This window comes from Nocardia sp. CDC160, assembly GCF_035818795.1.
Lineage (GTDB): Bacteria > Actinomycetota > Actinomycetes > Mycobacteriales > Mycobacteriaceae > Nocardia.
The window spans coordinates 45139-62488 of record NZ_JAYKYT010000011.1 but is presented as its reverse complement, the minus strand read 5'-3'; the positions used below and the strand labels follow the sequence as shown (position 1 = coordinate 62488).

16 protein-coding genes and 1 riboswitch are annotated in these 17350 nt (G+C 67.6%); of the genes, 8 read left to right on the top strand and 8 right to left on the bottom strand.

What is annotated here, in order from left to right; all coding sequences use genetic code 11:
• Positions 1 to 6: 6 nt before the first annotated feature.
• The 5 genes from VMT40_RS38010 (at position 7) to VMT40_RS37990 (ending at position 5151) form a co-directional block, all read left to right on the top strand.
• Positions 7 to 2016: an acetyl/propionyl/methylcrotonyl-CoA carboxylase subunit alpha gene (locus VMT40_RS38010; RefSeq protein ID WP_326364516.1), complete on the top strand. Its 2010-nt coding sequence runs from the start codon at positions 7 to 9 to the stop codon at positions 2014 to 2016.
• Positions 2017 to 2019: 3 nt separating this feature from the next.
• Positions 2020 to 3183 (top strand): acyl-CoA dehydrogenase family protein, encoded by a 1164-nt coding sequence (locus VMT40_RS38005; RefSeq protein WP_326364515.1) that lies wholly within the window; start codon positions 2020 to 2022, stop codon positions 3181 to 3183.
• Entirely contained in the window at positions 3183 to 3965 is a 783-nt protein-coding gene (locus VMT40_RS38000) for an enoyl-CoA hydratase family protein (RefSeq protein ID WP_326364514.1), read from the top strand. Before VMT40_RS38005 ends, VMT40_RS38000 begins: the two co-directional genes overlap by 1 nt.
• 6 nt (positions 3966 to 3971) lie before the next feature.
• Entirely contained in the window at positions 3972 to 4589 is a 618-nt protein-coding gene (locus VMT40_RS37995; RefSeq protein ID WP_326364513.1) for a TetR/AcrR family transcriptional regulator, read from the top strand.
• 202 nt (positions 4590 to 4791) lie between these two features.
• Positions 4792 to 5151 carry a nuclear transport factor 2 family protein gene (locus VMT40_RS37990; RefSeq protein ID WP_326364512.1) on the top strand — a complete coding sequence of 120 codons (360 nt, stop codon included), beginning with the start codon at positions 4792 to 4794 and terminating at the stop codon, positions 5149 to 5151.
• A 26-nt stretch (positions 5152 to 5177) separates the two neighbouring features.
• On the opposite strand, the gene VMT40_RS37985 is transcribed toward VMT40_RS37990, so the two are convergent.
• The 4 genes from VMT40_RS37985 to thiD all read right to left on the bottom strand — a co-directional run bounded on the left by VMT40_RS37985 (position 5178) and on the right by thiD (position 9596).
• Positions 5178 to 5330 carry a hypothetical protein gene (locus VMT40_RS37985; RefSeq protein ID WP_326364511.1) on the bottom strand — a complete coding sequence of 51 codons (153 nt, stop codon included), beginning with the start codon at positions 5328 to 5330 and terminating at the stop codon, positions 5178 to 5180.
• Between the two features lie 117 nt (positions 5331 to 5447).
• Positions 5448 to 7418, bottom strand: a complete 1971-nt coding sequence (locus VMT40_RS37980) for a glycosyltransferase family 39 protein (RefSeq protein WP_326364510.1) — start codon at positions 7416 to 7418, stop codon at positions 5448 to 5450.
• A complete protein-coding gene (locus tag VMT40_RS37975; protein ID WP_326364509.1) occupies positions 7415 to 8659 on the bottom strand; it encodes a glycosyltransferase in 1245 nt (414 codons plus the stop codon). The genes VMT40_RS37980 and VMT40_RS37975 overlap by 4 nt, the downstream gene beginning before the upstream one ends.
• An 85-nt stretch (positions 8660 to 8744) precedes the next feature.
• Entirely contained in the window at positions 8745 to 9596 is an 852-nt protein-coding gene (gene thiD / locus VMT40_RS37970; RefSeq protein WP_326364508.1) for a bifunctional hydroxymethylpyrimidine kinase/phosphomethylpyrimidine kinase, read from the bottom strand.
• A 71-nt stretch (positions 9597 to 9667) separates the two neighbouring features.
• Here thiD and VMT40_RS37965 point away from each other — a divergent pair, with 71 nt between their 5' ends.
• Entirely contained in the window at positions 9668 to 10816 is a 1149-nt protein-coding gene (locus VMT40_RS37965) for a GTP-binding protein (protein ID WP_326364507.1), read from the top strand.
• A gap of 6 nt (positions 10817 to 10822) precedes the next feature.
• On the opposite strand, the gene VMT40_RS37960 is transcribed toward VMT40_RS37965, so the two are convergent.
• Positions 10823 to 11446, bottom strand: coding sequence for an NAD(P)-dependent oxidoreductase (locus VMT40_RS37960; protein WP_326364506.1), 624 nt, complete (start codon positions 11444 to 11446; stop codon positions 10823 to 10825).
• A 157-nt stretch (positions 11447 to 11603) separates the two neighbouring features.
• On the bottom strand, positions 11604 to 12761 hold the full coding sequence (locus VMT40_RS37955) for an epoxide hydrolase family protein (RefSeq protein ID WP_326364505.1): 1158 nt from the start codon (positions 12759 to 12761) through the stop codon (positions 11604 to 11606).
• An 86-nt stretch (positions 12762 to 12847) separates the two neighbouring features.
• Between VMT40_RS37955 and VMT40_RS37950 the strand changes: the two genes are divergently transcribed.
• Together VMT40_RS37950 and VMT40_RS37945 are read left to right on the top strand one after the other, a co-directional pair.
• A complete protein-coding gene (locus VMT40_RS37950) occupies positions 12848 to 13498 on the top strand; it encodes a TetR/AcrR family transcriptional regulator (protein ID WP_326364504.1) in 651 nt (216 codons plus the stop codon).
• Positions 13499 to 13604: 106 nt separating this feature from the next.
• Positions 13605 to 14012: a VOC family protein gene (locus VMT40_RS37945; protein WP_326364503.1), complete on the top strand. Its 408-nt coding sequence runs from the start codon at positions 13605 to 13607 to the stop codon at positions 14010 to 14012.
• 53 nt (positions 14013 to 14065) lie between these two features.
• On the opposite strand, the gene thiC is transcribed toward VMT40_RS37945, so the two are convergent.
• Both thiC and VMT40_RS37935 read right to left on the bottom strand, forming a co-directional pair.
• Positions 14066 to 15727, bottom strand: coding sequence for a phosphomethylpyrimidine synthase ThiC (gene thiC, locus VMT40_RS37940; protein ID WP_326364502.1), 1662 nt, complete (start codon positions 15725 to 15727; stop codon positions 14066 to 14068).
• A riboswitch (TPP riboswitch) is annotated at positions 15719 to 15829 on the bottom strand. (Overlaps the previous gene by 9 nt.)
• 74 nt (positions 15830 to 15903) lie before the next feature.
• On the bottom strand, positions 15904 to 17298 hold the full coding sequence (locus VMT40_RS37935; RefSeq protein WP_326364501.1) for a lipase family protein: 1395 nt from the start codon (positions 17296 to 17298) through the stop codon (positions 15904 to 15906).
• Positions 17299 to 17350 lie beyond the last annotated feature (52 nt).

Here is a 17350-nt window from a genome sequence, read left to right as displayed (position 1 = left end):
CACGGTATGGAAATCACGAATGTGCTGGTCGCCAACCGGGGCGAGATCGCGCGACGGGTCTTCGCGACGTGCCGTCGCATGGGTATCGCGACCACCGCGGTCTATTCCGACGCCGACGCCAACGCCCCGCATGTGGCGGAGGCCGACGCGGCGATTCGACTGCCGGGCAACACTCCCGGCGAGACGTACCTGCGTGGTGAATTGATCATCGAGGCCGCCTTGGCCGCCGGTGCCGACGCCATCCACCCGGGCTACGGATTCCTTTCCGAGAACGCCGAATTCGCCGCGGCCGTCCAGGCCGCCGGGCTGACCTGGATCGGTCCGCCGGTCGCGGCCATCGAGCAGATGGGCTCCAAGGTCGAGTCCAAGAAGATGATGGACGCCGCGGGCGTCCCGGTGCTGAAGCAGCTGGATCCGGCGGAGGTCACCGCCGACATGCTGCCGGTGCTCATCAAGGCGTCCGCCGGTGGTGGCGGCCGCGGCATGCGCGTGGTCCGCGAGCTCTCCGAGCTGACCGGTCAGATCGAGGCCGCGCAGCGAGAAGCCCAGTCCGCCTTCGGCGATCCGACCGTGTTCTGCGAGCGCTACCTCGAGACCGGCCGCCATATCGAGGTGCAGGTCATGGCCGACACCCACGGCACGGTGTGGGCGGTCGGCGAGCGCGAGTGCTCGATTCAGCGCCGCCACCAGAAGGTCGTGGAGGAGGCACCGTCCCCGCTGGTCGAGAAGGTCGACGGGATGCGGGCGCGGTTGTTCGAGGCGGCGCGGCTGGCGTCGGAGGCCATCGGATACGAGGGCGCGGGCACCGTCGAATTCCTGGCCGACGACAAGGGCGACTTCTTCTTCCTGGAGATGAATACCCGTCTGCAGGTGGAACATCCGGTCACCGAGCAGGTCACCGGCCTGGATCTGGTGCGCCTGCAACTCCAGGTGGCCGCCGGACGTCCGCTGCCCGCGCGGCAGCCGGAGATGCGCGGCCATTCCATCGAGGTACGCCTGTACGCCGAGGACCCGGCCCACGACTGGCAGCCGCAGTCCGGACCGGTGCACAAGCTCGACATCCCGGGCACCCTGGGCGAATTCACCGTGCTGACCGAGCCTGGCGTGCGCCTGGACACCGGTGTGGTGGACGGTTCGGTGGTCGGGGTGCACTACGACCCCATGCTGTCGAAGGTCATCTCCTTCGCCGAGACCCGAGACGAGGCCGCGCACCTGTTGGCGAGTGCGTTGCAGCGGGCCAAGATTCACGGCCTGGTCACCAACCGCGACCTGCTGGTGCGGGTGCTGCGGCACCCGGCGTTCCTGGCCGGGGACACCGACACCGCGTTCTTCGCCACGCACGATCTCGAAAAGCTCTCCGCCCCGCTGATTTCGGAGGAGGACGAGAAGCTGTCGATTATTGCCGCGGCCCTGTCCGACGCCGCCGCCAACCGCCGCTCGGCGCGGGTCGGCGGCGGGCTGCCCAGCGGCTGGCGCAATCTGCCCTCGCAGGGACAGTCCAAGTCCTATGAGTCGCGTCTGACCGGTAAGCACGAGGTGCGCTATCGCTTCACCCGCGCGGGGCTCGAGGTCGAGGGTCGCGACGGACTCGAATTGGTCGAGGCCACACCGGATCTCGTCGTCCTCCAGGTCCCCGGCGAGCGCGGCCCGGTGCGTCGGCGCTTCGAGATCGCCCGCTACGGCGATCTGGTGGCGGTGGATTCCCCGCTCGGCCCGGTGGCCGTGCGCCGCCTGCCGCGTTTCGAGGATCCGGCCGACCAGGTGGCCGAGGGCTCGCTGCTGGCCCCGATGCCCGGCGCGGTCATTCGCCTGGGCGCACAGGTCGGTGATCGGGTCGAAAAGGGCCAGCCGATCCTGTGGCTGGAGGCAATGAAGATGGAGCACACCATTGCCGCGCCCGCCGCGGGTGTCCTCACCGAATTGAACGTTTCCGCCGGTCAGCAGGTAGAAGTCGGCGCGGTGCTCGCCGTCGTGCATGCCGAAGAGTCCGCGGTCCCCAGCGAAGAGCAGGAGTAGGCAATGAGTTTCATCGAGACCGACGAACAGAAGGCGCTGCGGGCCGCGGTGGCCAAACTGGCCGCCAAATACAACTTCCGCGACTACGCCGGACCCAAGGCCCGGCGCAACGAGCCCTTCGACGAACTGTGGGACGAGGCGGGCAAGCTCGGCTTCCTGGGCGTCAACCTCCCCGAGGAATACGGCGGCGGTGGCGCGGGCATCTACGAACTCGCCCTGGTCCAAGAGGAATTGGCGGCACAGGGCTGTGGACTGCTGCTCATGGTGGTCTCGCCCGCCATCTGCGGCACCATCATCACCAAGTACGGCACCGAGGAACAGAAGCGGTACTGGCTGACCCGCCTGGCCGACGGCTCGTCGAAAATGGTCTTCGGCATTACCGAACCCGACGCGGGCTCCAATTCGCACAAGATCACCACCACCGCCCGGCGCGACGGCGACGACTGGATCCTCAACGGCCGCAAGATCTTCATCTCCGGTGTGGATCAGGCCGAGGCCGTGCTCATCGTGGCCCGCACCGAGAACGCCAAGACCGGCAATCTGCAGCCCGCCCTGTTCATCGTCCCCACCGACGCCCCCGGCTTCGTGAAGACGAAGCAGGAGATGGACATCATCGAGCCGGACAACCAGTTCACGCTGTTTCTCGATGACGTCCGGCTGCCCGCCACCGCGCTGGTCGGACAGGAGGACGCGGCCATCGCGCAGCTGTTCGCGGGCCTGAATCCGGAGCGCATCATGGGCGCGGCCATGGCGGTCGGCATGGGCCGCTACGCCATCGACGCGGCGGTGGCCTACGCCAAGGAGCGCGCGGTGTGGAAGGGCGCGCCCATCGGTTCGCACCAGGGCATTTCGCATCCGCTCGCGCAGGTGAAGATCGAACTGGAGCTGGCCAAGCTCATGATGCAGAAGGCCGCGTTCCTCTACGACGCCGGTGACGACTTCGGTGCCGCCGAGGCCGCGAACATGGCGAAATACGCTGCGGCCGAGGCCAGTATCAAGGCCCTCGACCAGGCCATCCAGACCCACGGCGGCTCCGGCCTGACCTCCGACGTGGGGCTGGCGGGCATGTTGGCGGCGGCGCGGATCGCGCGGGTCGCTCCGGTCAGCCGGGAGATGATCCTCAACTTCGTCTCGCAGCACTCGCTGGGTCTGCCGAGGTCCTACTGATGGCCGACGCGCACGAGGGTCCGTTCGTCCGTTACGAGGTGGCGGGCGGATTCGCCACGCTCACACTGGATTCCCCGCACAACCGCAATGCCCTGTCCTCGCGGCTGGTGACCGAGTTGCTGGAGGGTCTGGAGCGGGCGGCGGCCGATGACGCCGTGCGAGCCGTGGTCCTGACCCACACCGGCAATACCTTCTGCGCCGGAGCGGATCTCAAGGAGGCGGTGGACGCCGACCCGGCGGCCGCCGCCGATATCCGCACCCGCTGGATGATCTCGGTGCTGCGCGACATCCTCGTCATGCCGAAACCCGTGGTGGCGCAGGTGAACGGCAATGTGCGAGCGGGCGGTATGGGGATCATCGCCGCCTGCGATCTGGTGGTCGCGGGCCGCGACAGCAGCTTCGGCCTCACCGAGGTGCGCATTGGCCTGGCCCCGTTCATGATCTCGCTGAGCCTGCTGCCGCGCCTGGCCCCGCGCGCGGCGGCCCGGTACTTCTCCACCGGCGAGATCTTCGACGCCGCCGAGGCCGAACGCATCGGCCTCATCACCGTGGCCGCCGACGATCCGGCCACCGAAGTGGCCCGCCTGCTCGGTGAACTCCGCAAGGGCGCGCCGCAGGGACTGGCCGAGAGCAAGCGGTTGGTGAACGCCGAGCTGCTCGCCGCCTTCGACCGCTCCGCCGAGGAACTGGCCAAACGGTCGGCGAGCTACTTCGGTACCCCGCAGGTCATCGAGGGCATGACGGCCTTCCTGCAGCGCCGCCCGCCCACCTGGGCAGAATAGGCAACCATGGCGACACCCCACGAACCCAAGCAGGACCGCAGCCGGGCCACCCGGCAGCGGCTGCTGGAGGCCACCATCGACTGCCTGGCCGAGACGGGTTGGGCCGCGGCCACGGTCGCCGTGGTGGCCGAACGGGCCGGGGTGTCGCGCGGTGCGGCCCAACATCATTTCCCCACCCGCGAGGACCTGATCACCGCCGCGCTGGAGTACATGTTCGAAACCCGCATGGATCAGGCCAAGGCCGACGCGCTCGCGGTGGCCGAGGTCGCCGAGGGCGCGGCCCGCACCGAAGCGGTCGTCTCCGGCCTGGTCGAGTCCTACACCAGCCCCCTGTTCAAGGCGGCCCTCCAGGTGTGGACCCACGCCGCCGCCGATCCGGCCCTGCGCGAACGCATCGTCCCCATGGAGGCCCGCTTCGGCCGCATCTCCCACCGCATGGCGGTGGAAGCCCTCGGCGTCGACGACTCCGACCCGGTCGCCCACCACCTGGTCCAAGCCACCCTCGACCTGGCCCGCGGCCTCGGCCTCGCCGACGTCCTCACCGACGACTCCTTGCGCCGCAAGGAAATCGTCCAACAGTGGGCCGCAACCCTGCACGCGGCCCTGTCCACCCCGCGCGCCTGAACGCTGGCCAGCCCCCCGGTTCGGTCGCCACATCGACGAGCATGCAATCGAGCAGGCAAACGTCGAGAAGACCTCTGCTCGATTGCATTGTGGTGGGGCGGGAGGTCGGCGGCCGGTCGGGAATTCGGCGTGGCGGCGCGGTTCCGGTGTCACCATGGGGGGTGGCGTTTCCCCAATCCCACCCAATCCGAGGTGATCTCAGATGAACGCCCACTCTGCCGCCACCGAGACGGCGCTCGCTTACTTTCATGCCTGGTCGGGTCATGATGTCGACAAGGCCATGGCCTATATCGCCGACGATATCGTCTGTGAGAGTCCGGGCGGCCGGATCGAAGGGGCGGATGCCTACCGCGCCTTCCTGGAGCCCTTCGTCGGGATCGTGACCGGCACCCGCATGCTCGCCGCGTTCGGTGACGAGCGGACGGCGCTGGTCATGTACGACACGTCGACACTGCCGGTCACCAGCGCGCCCGCCGCCGAACTGGTCACGGTGCGAGACGGTGTGATCACCAACAGCCGCATCATCTTCGACCGGCTGCCCTTCCCGCCGCCGCCCCAGTAACCACGACGCTGCCGTCGCCACAGGTGTCAGAAGCCGAAAACCTCAGCCATGGCGATGGATTCGTCGTCCCAGCGATGTTCGATGAGTTCGCGTTCGGCGTCAGGGAGGGCGGGGTCCCATCCCGCTCTGCGCCAGAAGGCTTCTCGATGCTCATCGCTGAGGGGATGGGGCGTGGTCATGGCGGATTCCCTGGATCGTGACGACCGTCACAATCGAGTGTATCGAGAAGTGTCGAGCGCTCGTACCCGATCGGGTACGAGCGCTCGGTGTCCTTGTGGCAGTGGAAAACTCACCGACTATTCGGTTTTGGGCGAGGTCAGGTCGTAGAGCGTAATGCCGTCCACTTCCTGCGAATTGAAATGTGCCTTGACCCACGCGGTGATTTGCGAGCTCTGGCTCTTGGTATTGCCATTGCCGCGATCGCCACCCATCTGATTGCCCGCGATGAAGTAGTGGATCCGGCCCACCTGCACGTACTCCTGGAACTGGGCCAGCGTCGGCGACGGGTCGCTGCCGTTGAAACCACCGACCGGCATGACCGGCAGTTGGGTCGCCAGCTGGAAGCCCGCGGCCGAGTTCGAGCTGACCGTGGCGGCCACCCACGTGTAGTCGGAGCCGTCGGCCTTCAGTAGCGCGGTGACCTTGTCGCTCGGCTTGCTCGCCATCATCATGTTGCCCGCGCCGCCGCCGAATTCACCGGGGCCGCCCTCGGTTCGGGCGGCACCGCCCGGCCCGCCCATCGGCCGATCGCCGAAGCGCCCGCCGCCGGGACCCCAACCGCCCCGGACCATGGGTCCGGCCGAGGGCATCGGTCCCTGATGCGCGGTGGTCAGCCCGCTGATGGTGTAGGCGAGGGGACCTGCCAGCCCGACCAGCACCGCGGCCGCCGCGGCGACCAGACCGGCCTTGCGCGGCAGGCGAATCAACATGAGCAAGGTGGCGACAATGCCGCCGACCAGGATCACCCAGCGCAGCCACGGCACGAAGGACGTGCTGCGGGACAGAATGATCCACGCCGTCGCGGTGGTCAGTCCGAGCGCGAGGGCGGCGGCCAGACGCACCCACAACAGCTCGCGATGCTGCCAGGCCACAACCGTGCCGATGCCGATCAGGGCGGCCACGGCCGGGGCCAGCGCCACCGTGTAGTACGGGTGGAAGATGCCCTTCATGAAGCTGAACACCAGCCCCGTGCCCAGCAGCCAGCCACCGAAGAGAATCAGCGTCGCCCGCTGCGGATCGATGCGAGTCGCCTTGCCGCGCAGGACGATTCCCACGATCAGCAGAACCAGCGCGGCCGGGATGAGCCAGGCGATCTGACCCGCCTGCTGCGGCTCGAACAGCCGCCCGATGCCGGGCGTGCCCCACATGCCACCACCGCCGGTCGGCAGCTGCTCGCCGCCGCCGAAGCCACCCACGCTGCCGGTCTCATCGCCATTGAGGCGACCCAGCCCGTTGTAACCGAGGGTCAGCTCGATGATCGAATTATGCTGTGACCCACCGAAATACGGTCGATCGGAGGCGGGCCACAGCTCGGTCACCAGCACCCACCAGCCCGCACCGGCCACCAGGGCCGCGCCCGCGCCGAACAGCTGCGCGATGCGCTTACCCAGCCTGGGCGGACCCGCGATCAGGTAGGTCAACGCCAGCGCGGGCACCACCAACAGCACCTGCAATTGCTTGGCCAGAAAGCCGAGTCCGACGAATCCGCCGGTGAGCAACAGCCACCGCCAGCGCCCGTCGGCCACTGCGCGGTTCATGGCCCAGGCCGCGGCGAGCATGAGGAACACCAGCATGGCGTCCGGATTGTTGAACCGGAACATCACGGCCGCAATGGGAGTCAGGGCCAGCACCAGACCGGCCAGCAGCCCGGCGCTCGCGCCGAAGGTGCGGCGCACGATGGCCCACAGCAGTGCCACCGACGCCACGCCCAGCAGCGCCTGCGGCAGCAGCATGCTCCAACTGTGCAGCCCGAAGATTCGGACCGAAATCTCCATGGGCCACAACGACAGTGGCGTCTTGTCCACGGTGATGGAGTTGGCGGCATCGGAGGAGCCGAAGAAGAAGGCCTTCCACGACACCGAACCCGCCTGCACGGCCGCGGCGTAGAACGAGTTGGCCCAGCCATTGGCCGACAGATTCCAGAGGTAGGCGATGCCGGTGCCGAGCAGCAGGGCCGCCAGCGTCAGATACTCACGGCGATCGCCACGGGTGTCGGTCGGCGCGGCCGGGGGCGGGGTGACCGGACGTTCGGTCACTGTCGCGGTCATCGGACCGCCTCGGGCTCGGGATGTTTGCCAGCATTGCGGAAGACCCAGCGCAGGCCGACGAAGCGCAGCAGCGTGGCGACCAGGTTGGCGACCACCAGCACCACCAGTTCGAGGTGCACCGCCGCGTCGGGCGCCCAATGGTGCAGCGCGAACAGCGAGCCACTGGTCAGGGCCAGGCCGACACCGAAGATGGCCAGACCCTGGAAGTGGTGCGACACCGCCTGATTCGAGCCACGCACCCCGAAGGTGAAGGCGCGGTTGGCCGCCGTATTGCCGATCGCGGTGATCAGCAGCGCCAGGAAGTTGGCCACCTGCGCGCCCGTGATCCCTTGCAGCACAACGTAGAGCAGCAGATACGCCAGCGTGGAGGTGACGCCGACAATGCCGAAGCGCACCAGCTGCCCGACCATGCCCAGCGGCACGCCCTCCACCAGCGGCTCGCGCCCGATGGCGGCGCGCAGCTCATTGATGGGCAGCCGGCCGGTGGTCAGCGCGCGGCCGACCCGCCAGACGCCGAGCAGGTCCTTGCGGGCGGTGTCGACAATGTCCACCCGGGAGTCCGGATCGTCGATCCAGTCCACCGGCACCTCGTGGATGCGTAACCCGATTCGTTCGGCCAGTACCAGCAGTTCGGTGTCGAAGAACCACTCGCCGTCCTCGACCAGCGGCAGCACCAGCTTGGCCACCTCGCCGCGCATGGCCTTGAAGCCGCATTGCGCGTCGGAGAACTTGGCCTGCAGGGAGGCCCGCAGGATGAGGTTGTAGCAGCGGGAGATGATCTCGCGCTTGGGTCCGCGCACCACCCGCGAGGAGGAGGCCAGCCGAGTTCCGATGGCGACGTCGGAATGCCCGGACACCAGCGGCGCGACCAGCGGCAGCAGCGCGTTGAGATCGGTGGAGAGATCGACGTCCATGTACGCGACGACCTGAGCATTCGAGGCCTGCCATACCTCGCGCAGCGCGCGGCCGCGGCCCTTGCGGTCCAGGTGCACCACGCGCACGCCGTCCAGCTGGGCCGCCAGTTGCTTGGCCACCTCGAGGGTGGCGTCGGTGGAAGCGTTGTCGGCGATCGTGATTCGCGCCGTGAACGGGAAGCTCAGGGTGAGGAAGGCGTGCAGTCGGCGCACGCAGGGGCCGAGGTCGACCTCTTCGTTGTAGACCGGAACGACCACATCCACGACGGGCGCGGTCACTGCTTCTGCGGAGTCCGCCTCCCGGACGGCGGTCACGGTGTCGCTCATGGTGACAAACTTCGATCACCAGCCTTTACCCCACCTGCGGCTCGCCTGGGAGATTCCTGGGAGCGTGGCCGCGTTGTGCCCGGGGCTACCTCGGGCCGAGATGCAACCGCCACAGCGGCGAGACCGGACCATGACCCGCGCCGAGGTCGTAGGAGGCTTCCAGGCTGCGGAAGGTCCACTCCTTGGCGAAGGCGACGGCGTCGGGCACCGAATAGCCGTGGGCCAGCGCGCAACAGATGGCGGCCGCCAGGGTGTCGCCGCCGCCGTGGTCGTTCCCGGTGTTCAGTCGCTTGGCGGGGAGTTCGTGGAAGGTGTCGCCGTCGAAGAGCAGATCGGTGGACTGCTCGGAGGTGCGCAGGTGACCGCCCTTGACGATGGCCCAGCGCGGCCCCAGGGCGATGAGCGCCTCGGCGGCCTGGCGGGCGGTCTTGTCGTCGACCACGTCGATGCCGGTGATGAGCCGGACCTCGTCCAGATTCGGGGTGACCACGGTGGCCAGCGGAATGAGGGTGTGGCGCACCGCGTCCAGGGCCTCGGCGTGCAGCAGGGCGTCGCCGTGCATGGAGGCCGCGACCGGGTCCACGACCAGCGGGATGGTGCCGTCGCGGCCGATGCCGACCTCGCGACACACGCCCGCGACCGCCTCGATGATGGCGGTGGAGGCCAGCATGCCGGTCTTGGCCGCGCCGATTCCGATGTCGCCCACCACGGTTCGCACCTGGTCGGCCACGATCTGCGGCGGAATCTCGTGGAAGCCGCTGACGCCGAGGGTGTTCTGCACGGTCACCGCGGCCACCGCCACGCAGGCGTGTACGCCGCACATGGCCATGGTGCGGGAGTCGGCCTGGATGCCCGCGCCGCCGCCGGAGTCGGTGCCCGCGATGGTGAGGGCGCGAACCGGGGTGGTGCCATTCGGAGCAAGCGGTAGGAGTTCCACGTCACAGACCCTAGTGGGGACGAATCGGGCCGCTGCGTCGACCCTAATTGAAAACCGTTATCATTAACCGCATGACTTCGGACCCGATCCAGAACCCGCTCCCGGTGACCGTGCTGTCCGGTTTCCTCGGCGCGGGCAAGACGACCCTGCTCAACCACATCCTGGCCAATCGCGAGGGCCGCCGGGTGGCGGTCATCGTGAACGACATGAGCGAGGTGAACATCGACGCCGCCCTGGTCGCGGGCCAGGGCCACCTGGACCGGACCGAGGAGAAGCTGGTCGAGCTCACCAACGGCTGCATCTGCTGCACGCTGCGTGAGGACCTCATCGAATCGGTGGGAAAGCTGGCGCGGGAGGGCCGATTCGATCAGCTGGTCATCGAATCCACCGGCATCTCCGAGCCGATGCCGGTGGCGGCCACCTTCGAGTGGGAGTTCGAGGACGGATTCCGGCTGGGCGAGCTGGCGCGACTGGACACCATGGTGACCGTGGTCGACTGCTCGACCTTCCTGGCGGAAGTGGTCAAGGGGCAGGCCCTGGCCGAGCGGAATCTGCAAGCGGCCGAAGGGGATGCGCGCACGATCGCCGATCTGCTCATCGATCAGGTCGAGTTCGCGAATGTGCTGGTGCTCAACAAGACCGACCTGGTGAGTGTGAATGCCCTTGGGACAGTTGAGGCCACGATCCGGCGATTGAATCCCGCCGCCCGCGTCGTACGTGCCGCGCACGGCGTGGTCGATCTCGCCGAGGTCCTCGACACCGGCCGCTACAACCCCGACCTGGCGGCCCAATTCGACGGCTGGGACGAGGAATTGGCGGGCGGCCACACTCCCGAGACCGAGGAGTACGGCATCAGCAGCCTCACCTTCACCGCCGACCGCCCCTTCCACCCCGAGCGTTTGAACGCGGCCCTCGAACAACTCCAAAGACTGTTGCGCAGCAAGGGTTTCTTCTGGCTGGCCAGCCGCCCCGACCTCGCCGCCATCTGGTCGCAGGCGGGCCCGAACCTGACCTTCGAGGCGGGTGCCTACTGGGAGGCCCTCGATATGCAGCCCGGTCAGGAAATCGTCTTCATCGGCATCAAATTGGATCGGCCGCACGTCCGGGACCTCCTGACCTCCGCTCTCCTCACCGACGCCGAATTGGAAGCCGGGCCGCAGGCGTGGCTGCGGTACCCGGATCCCTTCCCGTCCTGGGGCGGTATGCACGAACACGCGTAGTCCGGCTCAGTTCGAGATGCCGGGGGTGCGGCGGAGGTAGGTGGGGTCGGTGAGTTGATCCACCAGGAAGTTCGCGATGTCGGCGCGGGAGATCTTCAGGGACAGGCCGGATTCCGTGGCGGGGAAGCCGCGGCGGAAGTTGCCGGTGGCGGGGCCGTCGGTGAAGGCGCTGGGGCGGACGATGGTCCAGTCCAGGTCGCTGGCCATCACGTACTGCTCCTGCTGGACGTGGTCGGCGTAGGCCTGGCGCAGGAGCATGCCGAACATGATGTATTTCCAGACGAAGTTGAGGTTGCCGCGGCTGTCGCCGACGCCCAGAGAGGATTGACAGACCAGGCGTTTGACGCCGGTGCGGTCCATGGCCTCGATGATGCGGCGGGTGCCCTCGGCGCGGACGACGCCCTTGCGGCCCGCGCCGAGGGTGACGATGACCGCGTCCTGGCCGATGACCGTGCGCTCGACGGCGGCCGGGTCCAGGACATCGCCGACCACGACCCGCAGCCGCTCGTGCGGCGCGGAGATGCGGGACGCGTCGCGGGTCAGGGCGGTGACCTCGTGTCCGGCCGCGAGGGCGCGGGCGACGACGTGGCGACCGATGGTCCCGGTGGCTCCGAAAATTGCGACCTTCATTGCTCTCACCTCGTGTAATTCGTTGTTGCGAAGGTGAATTCAGTACATCAACGGCGGCCGCCGGGGAACATCGATGCGCGTCTCGCGAACATGCGGGAGGGTCCAGGCATGCGAACGGCCCGCGCTCCGATCCGGAACGCGGGCCGTGCGGCCCGAATCAGCCCAGCCGGGCGAAGAATTGGCGAATGTCCGCGAGCAGGACATCGGTCGCCTCGTGGGCGGCGTAATGCCCGGCGGCATCGTTCGCGCTCGTCGCATGCGTCGACGTGGTCTCGTGGGCATGCCAGCTCACGATGTTCTTGTGATCCCGGTCGGCGAAGCGGCGGATCGACTGGAAGTCACCCTTGAACATGCACAATGCCGTCGGCACGGTGGTCGGGCCGGGGGTGCGCTCGGTGTCGTGGGCGTCCTCCCAGTAGAAGCGGATCGAGGAGGCCGCGGTGCCGGTCAGCCAGTAGATGGCGGTATTGCCGATGATGAATTCGGCGTCCAGGCTCTCACCCATGAGCTGGGAGTTCCAGCCCAGCAGGCCGATCGGCGAATCCGAGATCGCGAAGGCCAGGGTCTGCGGCTGCTGGCTGTGCAGGGTGTTGAAGGCGAACTTGTTGTCCAGGAACCACTGCAGATGCGCGAGCGCCGCCTGATCCTCGGCCGACAGGTCCGCGAACTCGGCCGGATCGCCGGACGGGAACGAGAACAGCTGCGTCACATGCATTCCCACCATCCGATCCGGGGCGATCCGCGCCATCTCCGGCGCGACCATCGAGCCCGCGTCATTGCCGATCGCGCCGAACCGCTCGTAGCCGAGCCGGGCCATCAGTTCCACGAAGGCGCGGGCGGTGCGGCGGGTGCCCCAGCCGGTGCTGCGGGTCGGCCCGGAGAAGCCGAAGCCGGGCAGCGAGGGGATGACCAGGTGGAAGGCCGGGGCCTCGGCATCGACGGGATTGGTCAGGGGTTCGATCACATCCAGGTACTCGAGGATCGAGCCGGGCCAGCCGTGGATGAGGACGGCCGGGACGGCATCCTCCCGCGGCGAGCGCACATGCAGGAAGTGGATGTCCTCGCCCTCGATCTCGGTGGTGAACTGCGGGTAGGCATTGAGCTTGGCTTCCAGTGCCCGCCAATCGAATTCGTTCAGCCAGTACTGGGCCAGACCCTGCACCCGCGCATTGGTGACGCCGTACGCGTCGCCCACGCCCGGCAGCTCGTTGGGGAGGATCGCCTTGCGCAGCCGCTCGTTCAGATCGTCGAGCTGGGCCTGGGGGACGTCGATGCGGAAGGGGCGGATGGCGGAGGCGGCGGGCTGGGCGTTCATGTTTCTCTCCTTGGTGGAACGGAATGTTTCGTTCTGTTTCAACCATAGCGGAACGGATCATTCCGTTCAAGTGCTATTCTCGATTCATGCCGAAGACAGCCGAACCCGCAGCTCAGCGCTCCCTGCCCGGCCGCAAGGCGCAGGCCGCCCGCAATGACGAACTCATCCTGGCCGCCGCGCGGGACGTGTTCCTGGCCGAACCGAAGGCCCCGATCTCGGCCGTCGCCGAGCGCGCCGGGGTGGGCATCAGCGCCCTGTACCGCCGCTATCCGAGCAAGGAGGAGCTGCTGCGCACCCTCTGCTACGACGGGCTACGCCGCTACAACGCGGAAGCCGAAGCGGCGCTGCGGGATTCGGTCGGCTGGCAGACCCTGGTCGACTTCCTGCAGCGCGTGGTCGACGCCGATGTGCACTCGCTGGTCGTGCATCTGGCCGGTACTTTCACCCCCGACGAGTCGATCCTCCCGGAGGTTCAGCGCTCGGCCGAACTCAATGCGGAGATCCTGCGCCGGGCGCGCGAATCCGGCCGCCTGCGCCCCGACATCGAGGTCGCCGACTTCGGCCTGATCCTCGAATCCTGCGCCGCCATCTCCCTCCCCGATCCGGACCGCACCCGCCAACTCCGCCGCCGCGTCCTGGCCCTGCTCATCGACGGCCTCGCCACCCAGGGTGACCTCCCGGGTCCGCCACCCGGCCCGGGCGAATTCGCGCATCGCTGGCAGTCCCGGTCCCAATGAACCGAAGGCGCTCCACGAATACTTCGGAACCCACATCCTGAACTATGACGATTTCCGTCGAGCCGCTCCGACCTCGGTGAGAAGAACCGAACCGGAAGGATCTGCCATGAACTGGACCCTCGAAGTAGTCATCGTCCCCGTGTCGGACGTGGACCGCGCCAAGGATTTCTACGCGAACAAGCTCGGCTTCCACGTCGACCACGACGTCGTGCCCAGCCCGGGCATGCGCATCTGCCAACTGACCCCGCCGGGCTCCGGCTGCTCCATCGTCATCGGCGAGGGCGGCACGGTGCCGAAGATGGAGCCCGGATATCTGAAGGGCCTGCAACTCGTCGTCCCCGACCTCCGCCGCGCCCACGCCGAACTGGTCGAACGCGGCGTCGATGTCAGCGACATCCAGGTCCTGCCCGGCCCGCCCTCGGCCGGTGACCCCCTCGACAACGCCGGATTCGTCTTCTTCGACGACCCGGACGGCAATAGCTGGGCCGTCCAGCAGATCTCCAACCGGGCCTGAAGACGACTCTGGGCGGATGGCCCGAAAGCCATCCGCCCAGAACAGGATTCGTCTTACGACACGACCGGCAGGTACACCTTGTTACCGGCCGCGGCGAACTCCTCGGACTTCTCCGCCATGCCCGCCTCGATGGCGTTCACGTCGGTGAGGCCGTGCTTCTCCGCGTAGTCGCGCACGTCCTGCGAGATGCGCATGGAGCAGAACTTCGGACCGCACATGGAGCAGAAGTGGGCGGTCTTGGCGGGCTCGGCGGGGAGGGTCTCGTCGTGGTACTCGCGCGCGGTGTCGGGGTCCAGCGAGAGGTTGAACTGGTCGGTCCATCGGAACTCGAAGCGCGCCTTGGACAGTGCGTTGTCGCGCTCCTGGGCGCGCGGGTGCTGCTTGGCCAGGTCGGCGGAGTGGGCGGCGATCTTGTAGGTGATCACGCCGACCTTCACGTCGTCGCGGTTGGGCAGGCCCAGGTGCTCCTTCGGAGTCACGTAGCAGAGCATGGCGGTACCGGCCTGGGCGATGATGGCCGCGCCGATGGCCGAGGTGATGTGGTCGTAGGCGGGCGCGATATCGGTGGCCAGCGGGCCGAGGGTGTAGAAGGGGGCCTCCTCGCAGAGCTCCTCCTCCAGCCGCACGTTCTCCACGATCTTGTGCATGGGCACGTGGCCGGGGCCCTCGATCATCACCTGCACGCCATAGGATTTCGCGATCTTGGTGAGCTCGCCCAGGGTGCGCAGCTCGGCGAACTGGGCCTCGTCATTGGCGTCCGCGATGGAGCCGGGGCGCAGACCGTCACCGAGGGAGAAGGTGATGTCGTACTTGGCGAGAATCTCGCACAGCTCGGCGAAGTTGGTGTACAGGAACGACTCCTGGTGATGCGCCAAACACCAAGCGGCCATGATGGATCCGCCGCGCGAGACGATGCCGGTGACGCGCTTGGCGGCCAGCGGCACGTAGCGCAGCAGCACGCCTGCGTGCACGGTCATGTAGTCCACGCCCTGCTCGGCCTGCTCGATCACGGTGTCGCGGTAGATCTCCCAGGTCAGCTTGGTGGGATCGCCGTTGACCTTCTCGAGCGCCTGGTAGATCGGCACGGTGCCCACCGGGACGGGGGAGTTGCGCAGAATCCACTCGCGGGTCTCGTGAATGTTCTTGCCGGTGGACAGATCCATGATGGTGTCCGCGCCCCAGCGGGTCGCCCACACCATCTTCTCGACCTCCTCGGCGATGGAGGAGCTCACGGCCGAGTTGCCGATATTCGCGTTGATCTTCACCGCGAACTTCTTGCCGATGATCATCGGCTCCGACTCGGGGTGGCGGTGATTGGCGGGGATGACCGCGCGACCCGCGGCGACCTCGTCGCGCACCAGCTCGGGCGAAACGCCTTCGCGCGCCGCGATGAAGGCCATCTCCTTGGTGATGATGCCCTGGCGCGCCCAATTCAGCTGGGTCGGCGGGCCGTCGACCTGCGGCTTGTCCCAGCTGTCGCGCAGCTTGGGCAGGCCCGCTTCCAGATCGATGGTGGCGCTGTCGTCGGTGTACGGACCCGAGGTGTCGTACACGTCGAAGTGCTCGCCATTGGTGAGGTTGATGCGCCGCACCGGAACATTCAGGGTCGTGCCGTCGACCTCGACCTGTTCGTAGTGCTTGACGCTGCCCTCGATGGGACCGGTTGTCACGGTGTCGACTGGCGCAGATGTGCTGGAGACACGACTCGATGACATTTGAATCCTCCCTACGCCGGCATTACCCGGTCAGGTTCATACGGTCGACGGCCCACTAGCCGTCCTCTCAGCCCGCTGGTGCGAGCCCCCGTTGGCATGCGTACTTTTCCGCAGCCGACCATACCCGGCGGAGGCAAGGGTGTGGACCGGCGGCGGAAAAATATACGAGTCGGCTCTCAGTGCTCCTGCGGACCGATGGGCCAGCCGAGCGCGCCGAAGGCGGCGTTCAGATTGATCTCGGTCTGGGTGGCGAGGGCATCCAGGCTGCCGAGCATCGTGATCACATCGTCCGTGCGGCAGCCGACCGGATCGCCCGCACCGGGCGCGAGCCGCGACTTGATCCAGTTGAAGGCATCGGCCATGCCCAGCGTGGTCAGCGTCAGGTGCTCGCTGAGGTGATCGCGCTTGTAGTAGACGGAAGTGCCACCGTCACACCACCTTTGGACCATGCGGTCGTTGGTGTACCAGGGCACCGCCTCGTCATAGACGCCCTGATAGACCATGGTCGGCGCGGTCGGCGGATTGTCGCCCAGCACAGTCGAATCGAAGACCTCCTTGATCTCCGGCAGGGCCAGATAATCCGCGATCGGAATGGTGAGCATGCGCTGATAGTCGGTGAACATCAGGTTCAGCACATTGCGCACCAGGCACTGGTTGGCGGTGCGGTCCATGACCGCCCGGCCCTCCGGGGTCAGGTACTTGTCGGTGGTCTCCGCGAACTTCGGATACGCGTTGCGCAGCGAGGCGATGCCGACGCCGATCAGGCTCGCGAACATGGAACCGTTGACGTGCAGCAGCGATTCGACATCCGACACCGGCGCGCCCATGGCGATGCCCTTGATGTTCAGTTCCGGCGCGTAGCTCGGCTGCATCTCCGCCGCCCAGCCGCTGCCCATGCCGCCACCGGAGTAACCCCACAGGGCGACCGGCGTATTCGCGCCGTCCAGGCCCAGCGGCTGGAAGCTCTCGGCGGCGCGCACGCTGTCGAGAATCATGTAGCCGGGCTCCTTGGCCACCGCGAGATGGCCGCCCAGGCCTTCGTAGTCGGGCACATTGATGGCGTAGCCCTGACTGATGGAGGCCGCGAGCTCGAGGTACTCGACGGTGGAGTGAATGCCCTCCAGCGCGGGCAGCCCGCCGCCCTGCTGCAGGACGTACGAGGGCGCGCAGGCGGGCGAGGTGCTGTCGTAGAAGAACTGGTGCGAGACCAGCGGACGGCTGTGAGAAGTGTTGGCACCCTCCGGAATTGCCACCGTGGTGGCCGCGACCGTCGGCTGTCCGAACAGGTCGGTGGTGCGGTAGAGCAGCTGCCAGGACCGCACGTGCACCGGCAGCACGGTCAGCACCGCCAGCTGCACTTCGCGAGACCGCAGGATGGTGCCCGGCTCGGCGGATTCGAAGCCGTCGGGCGCCTGATAGAACGGGTCCACATTCAGCGGAAGCGGTTGCGCGGCAGCCGTTCCGGCGGTGAAACCCCCTAGTAGCACGGCCGAAGCGGCCGTCAATGCCGTCGCGAGGGCGGCCGCGAGCAGCCGTGTCCCTCGTCTTCGGCGATCCCCATTGATTGCCACGCCTCTGTTCCCTTCCTCATCGACGTGACAGCGATTACAACACGGTATCCAG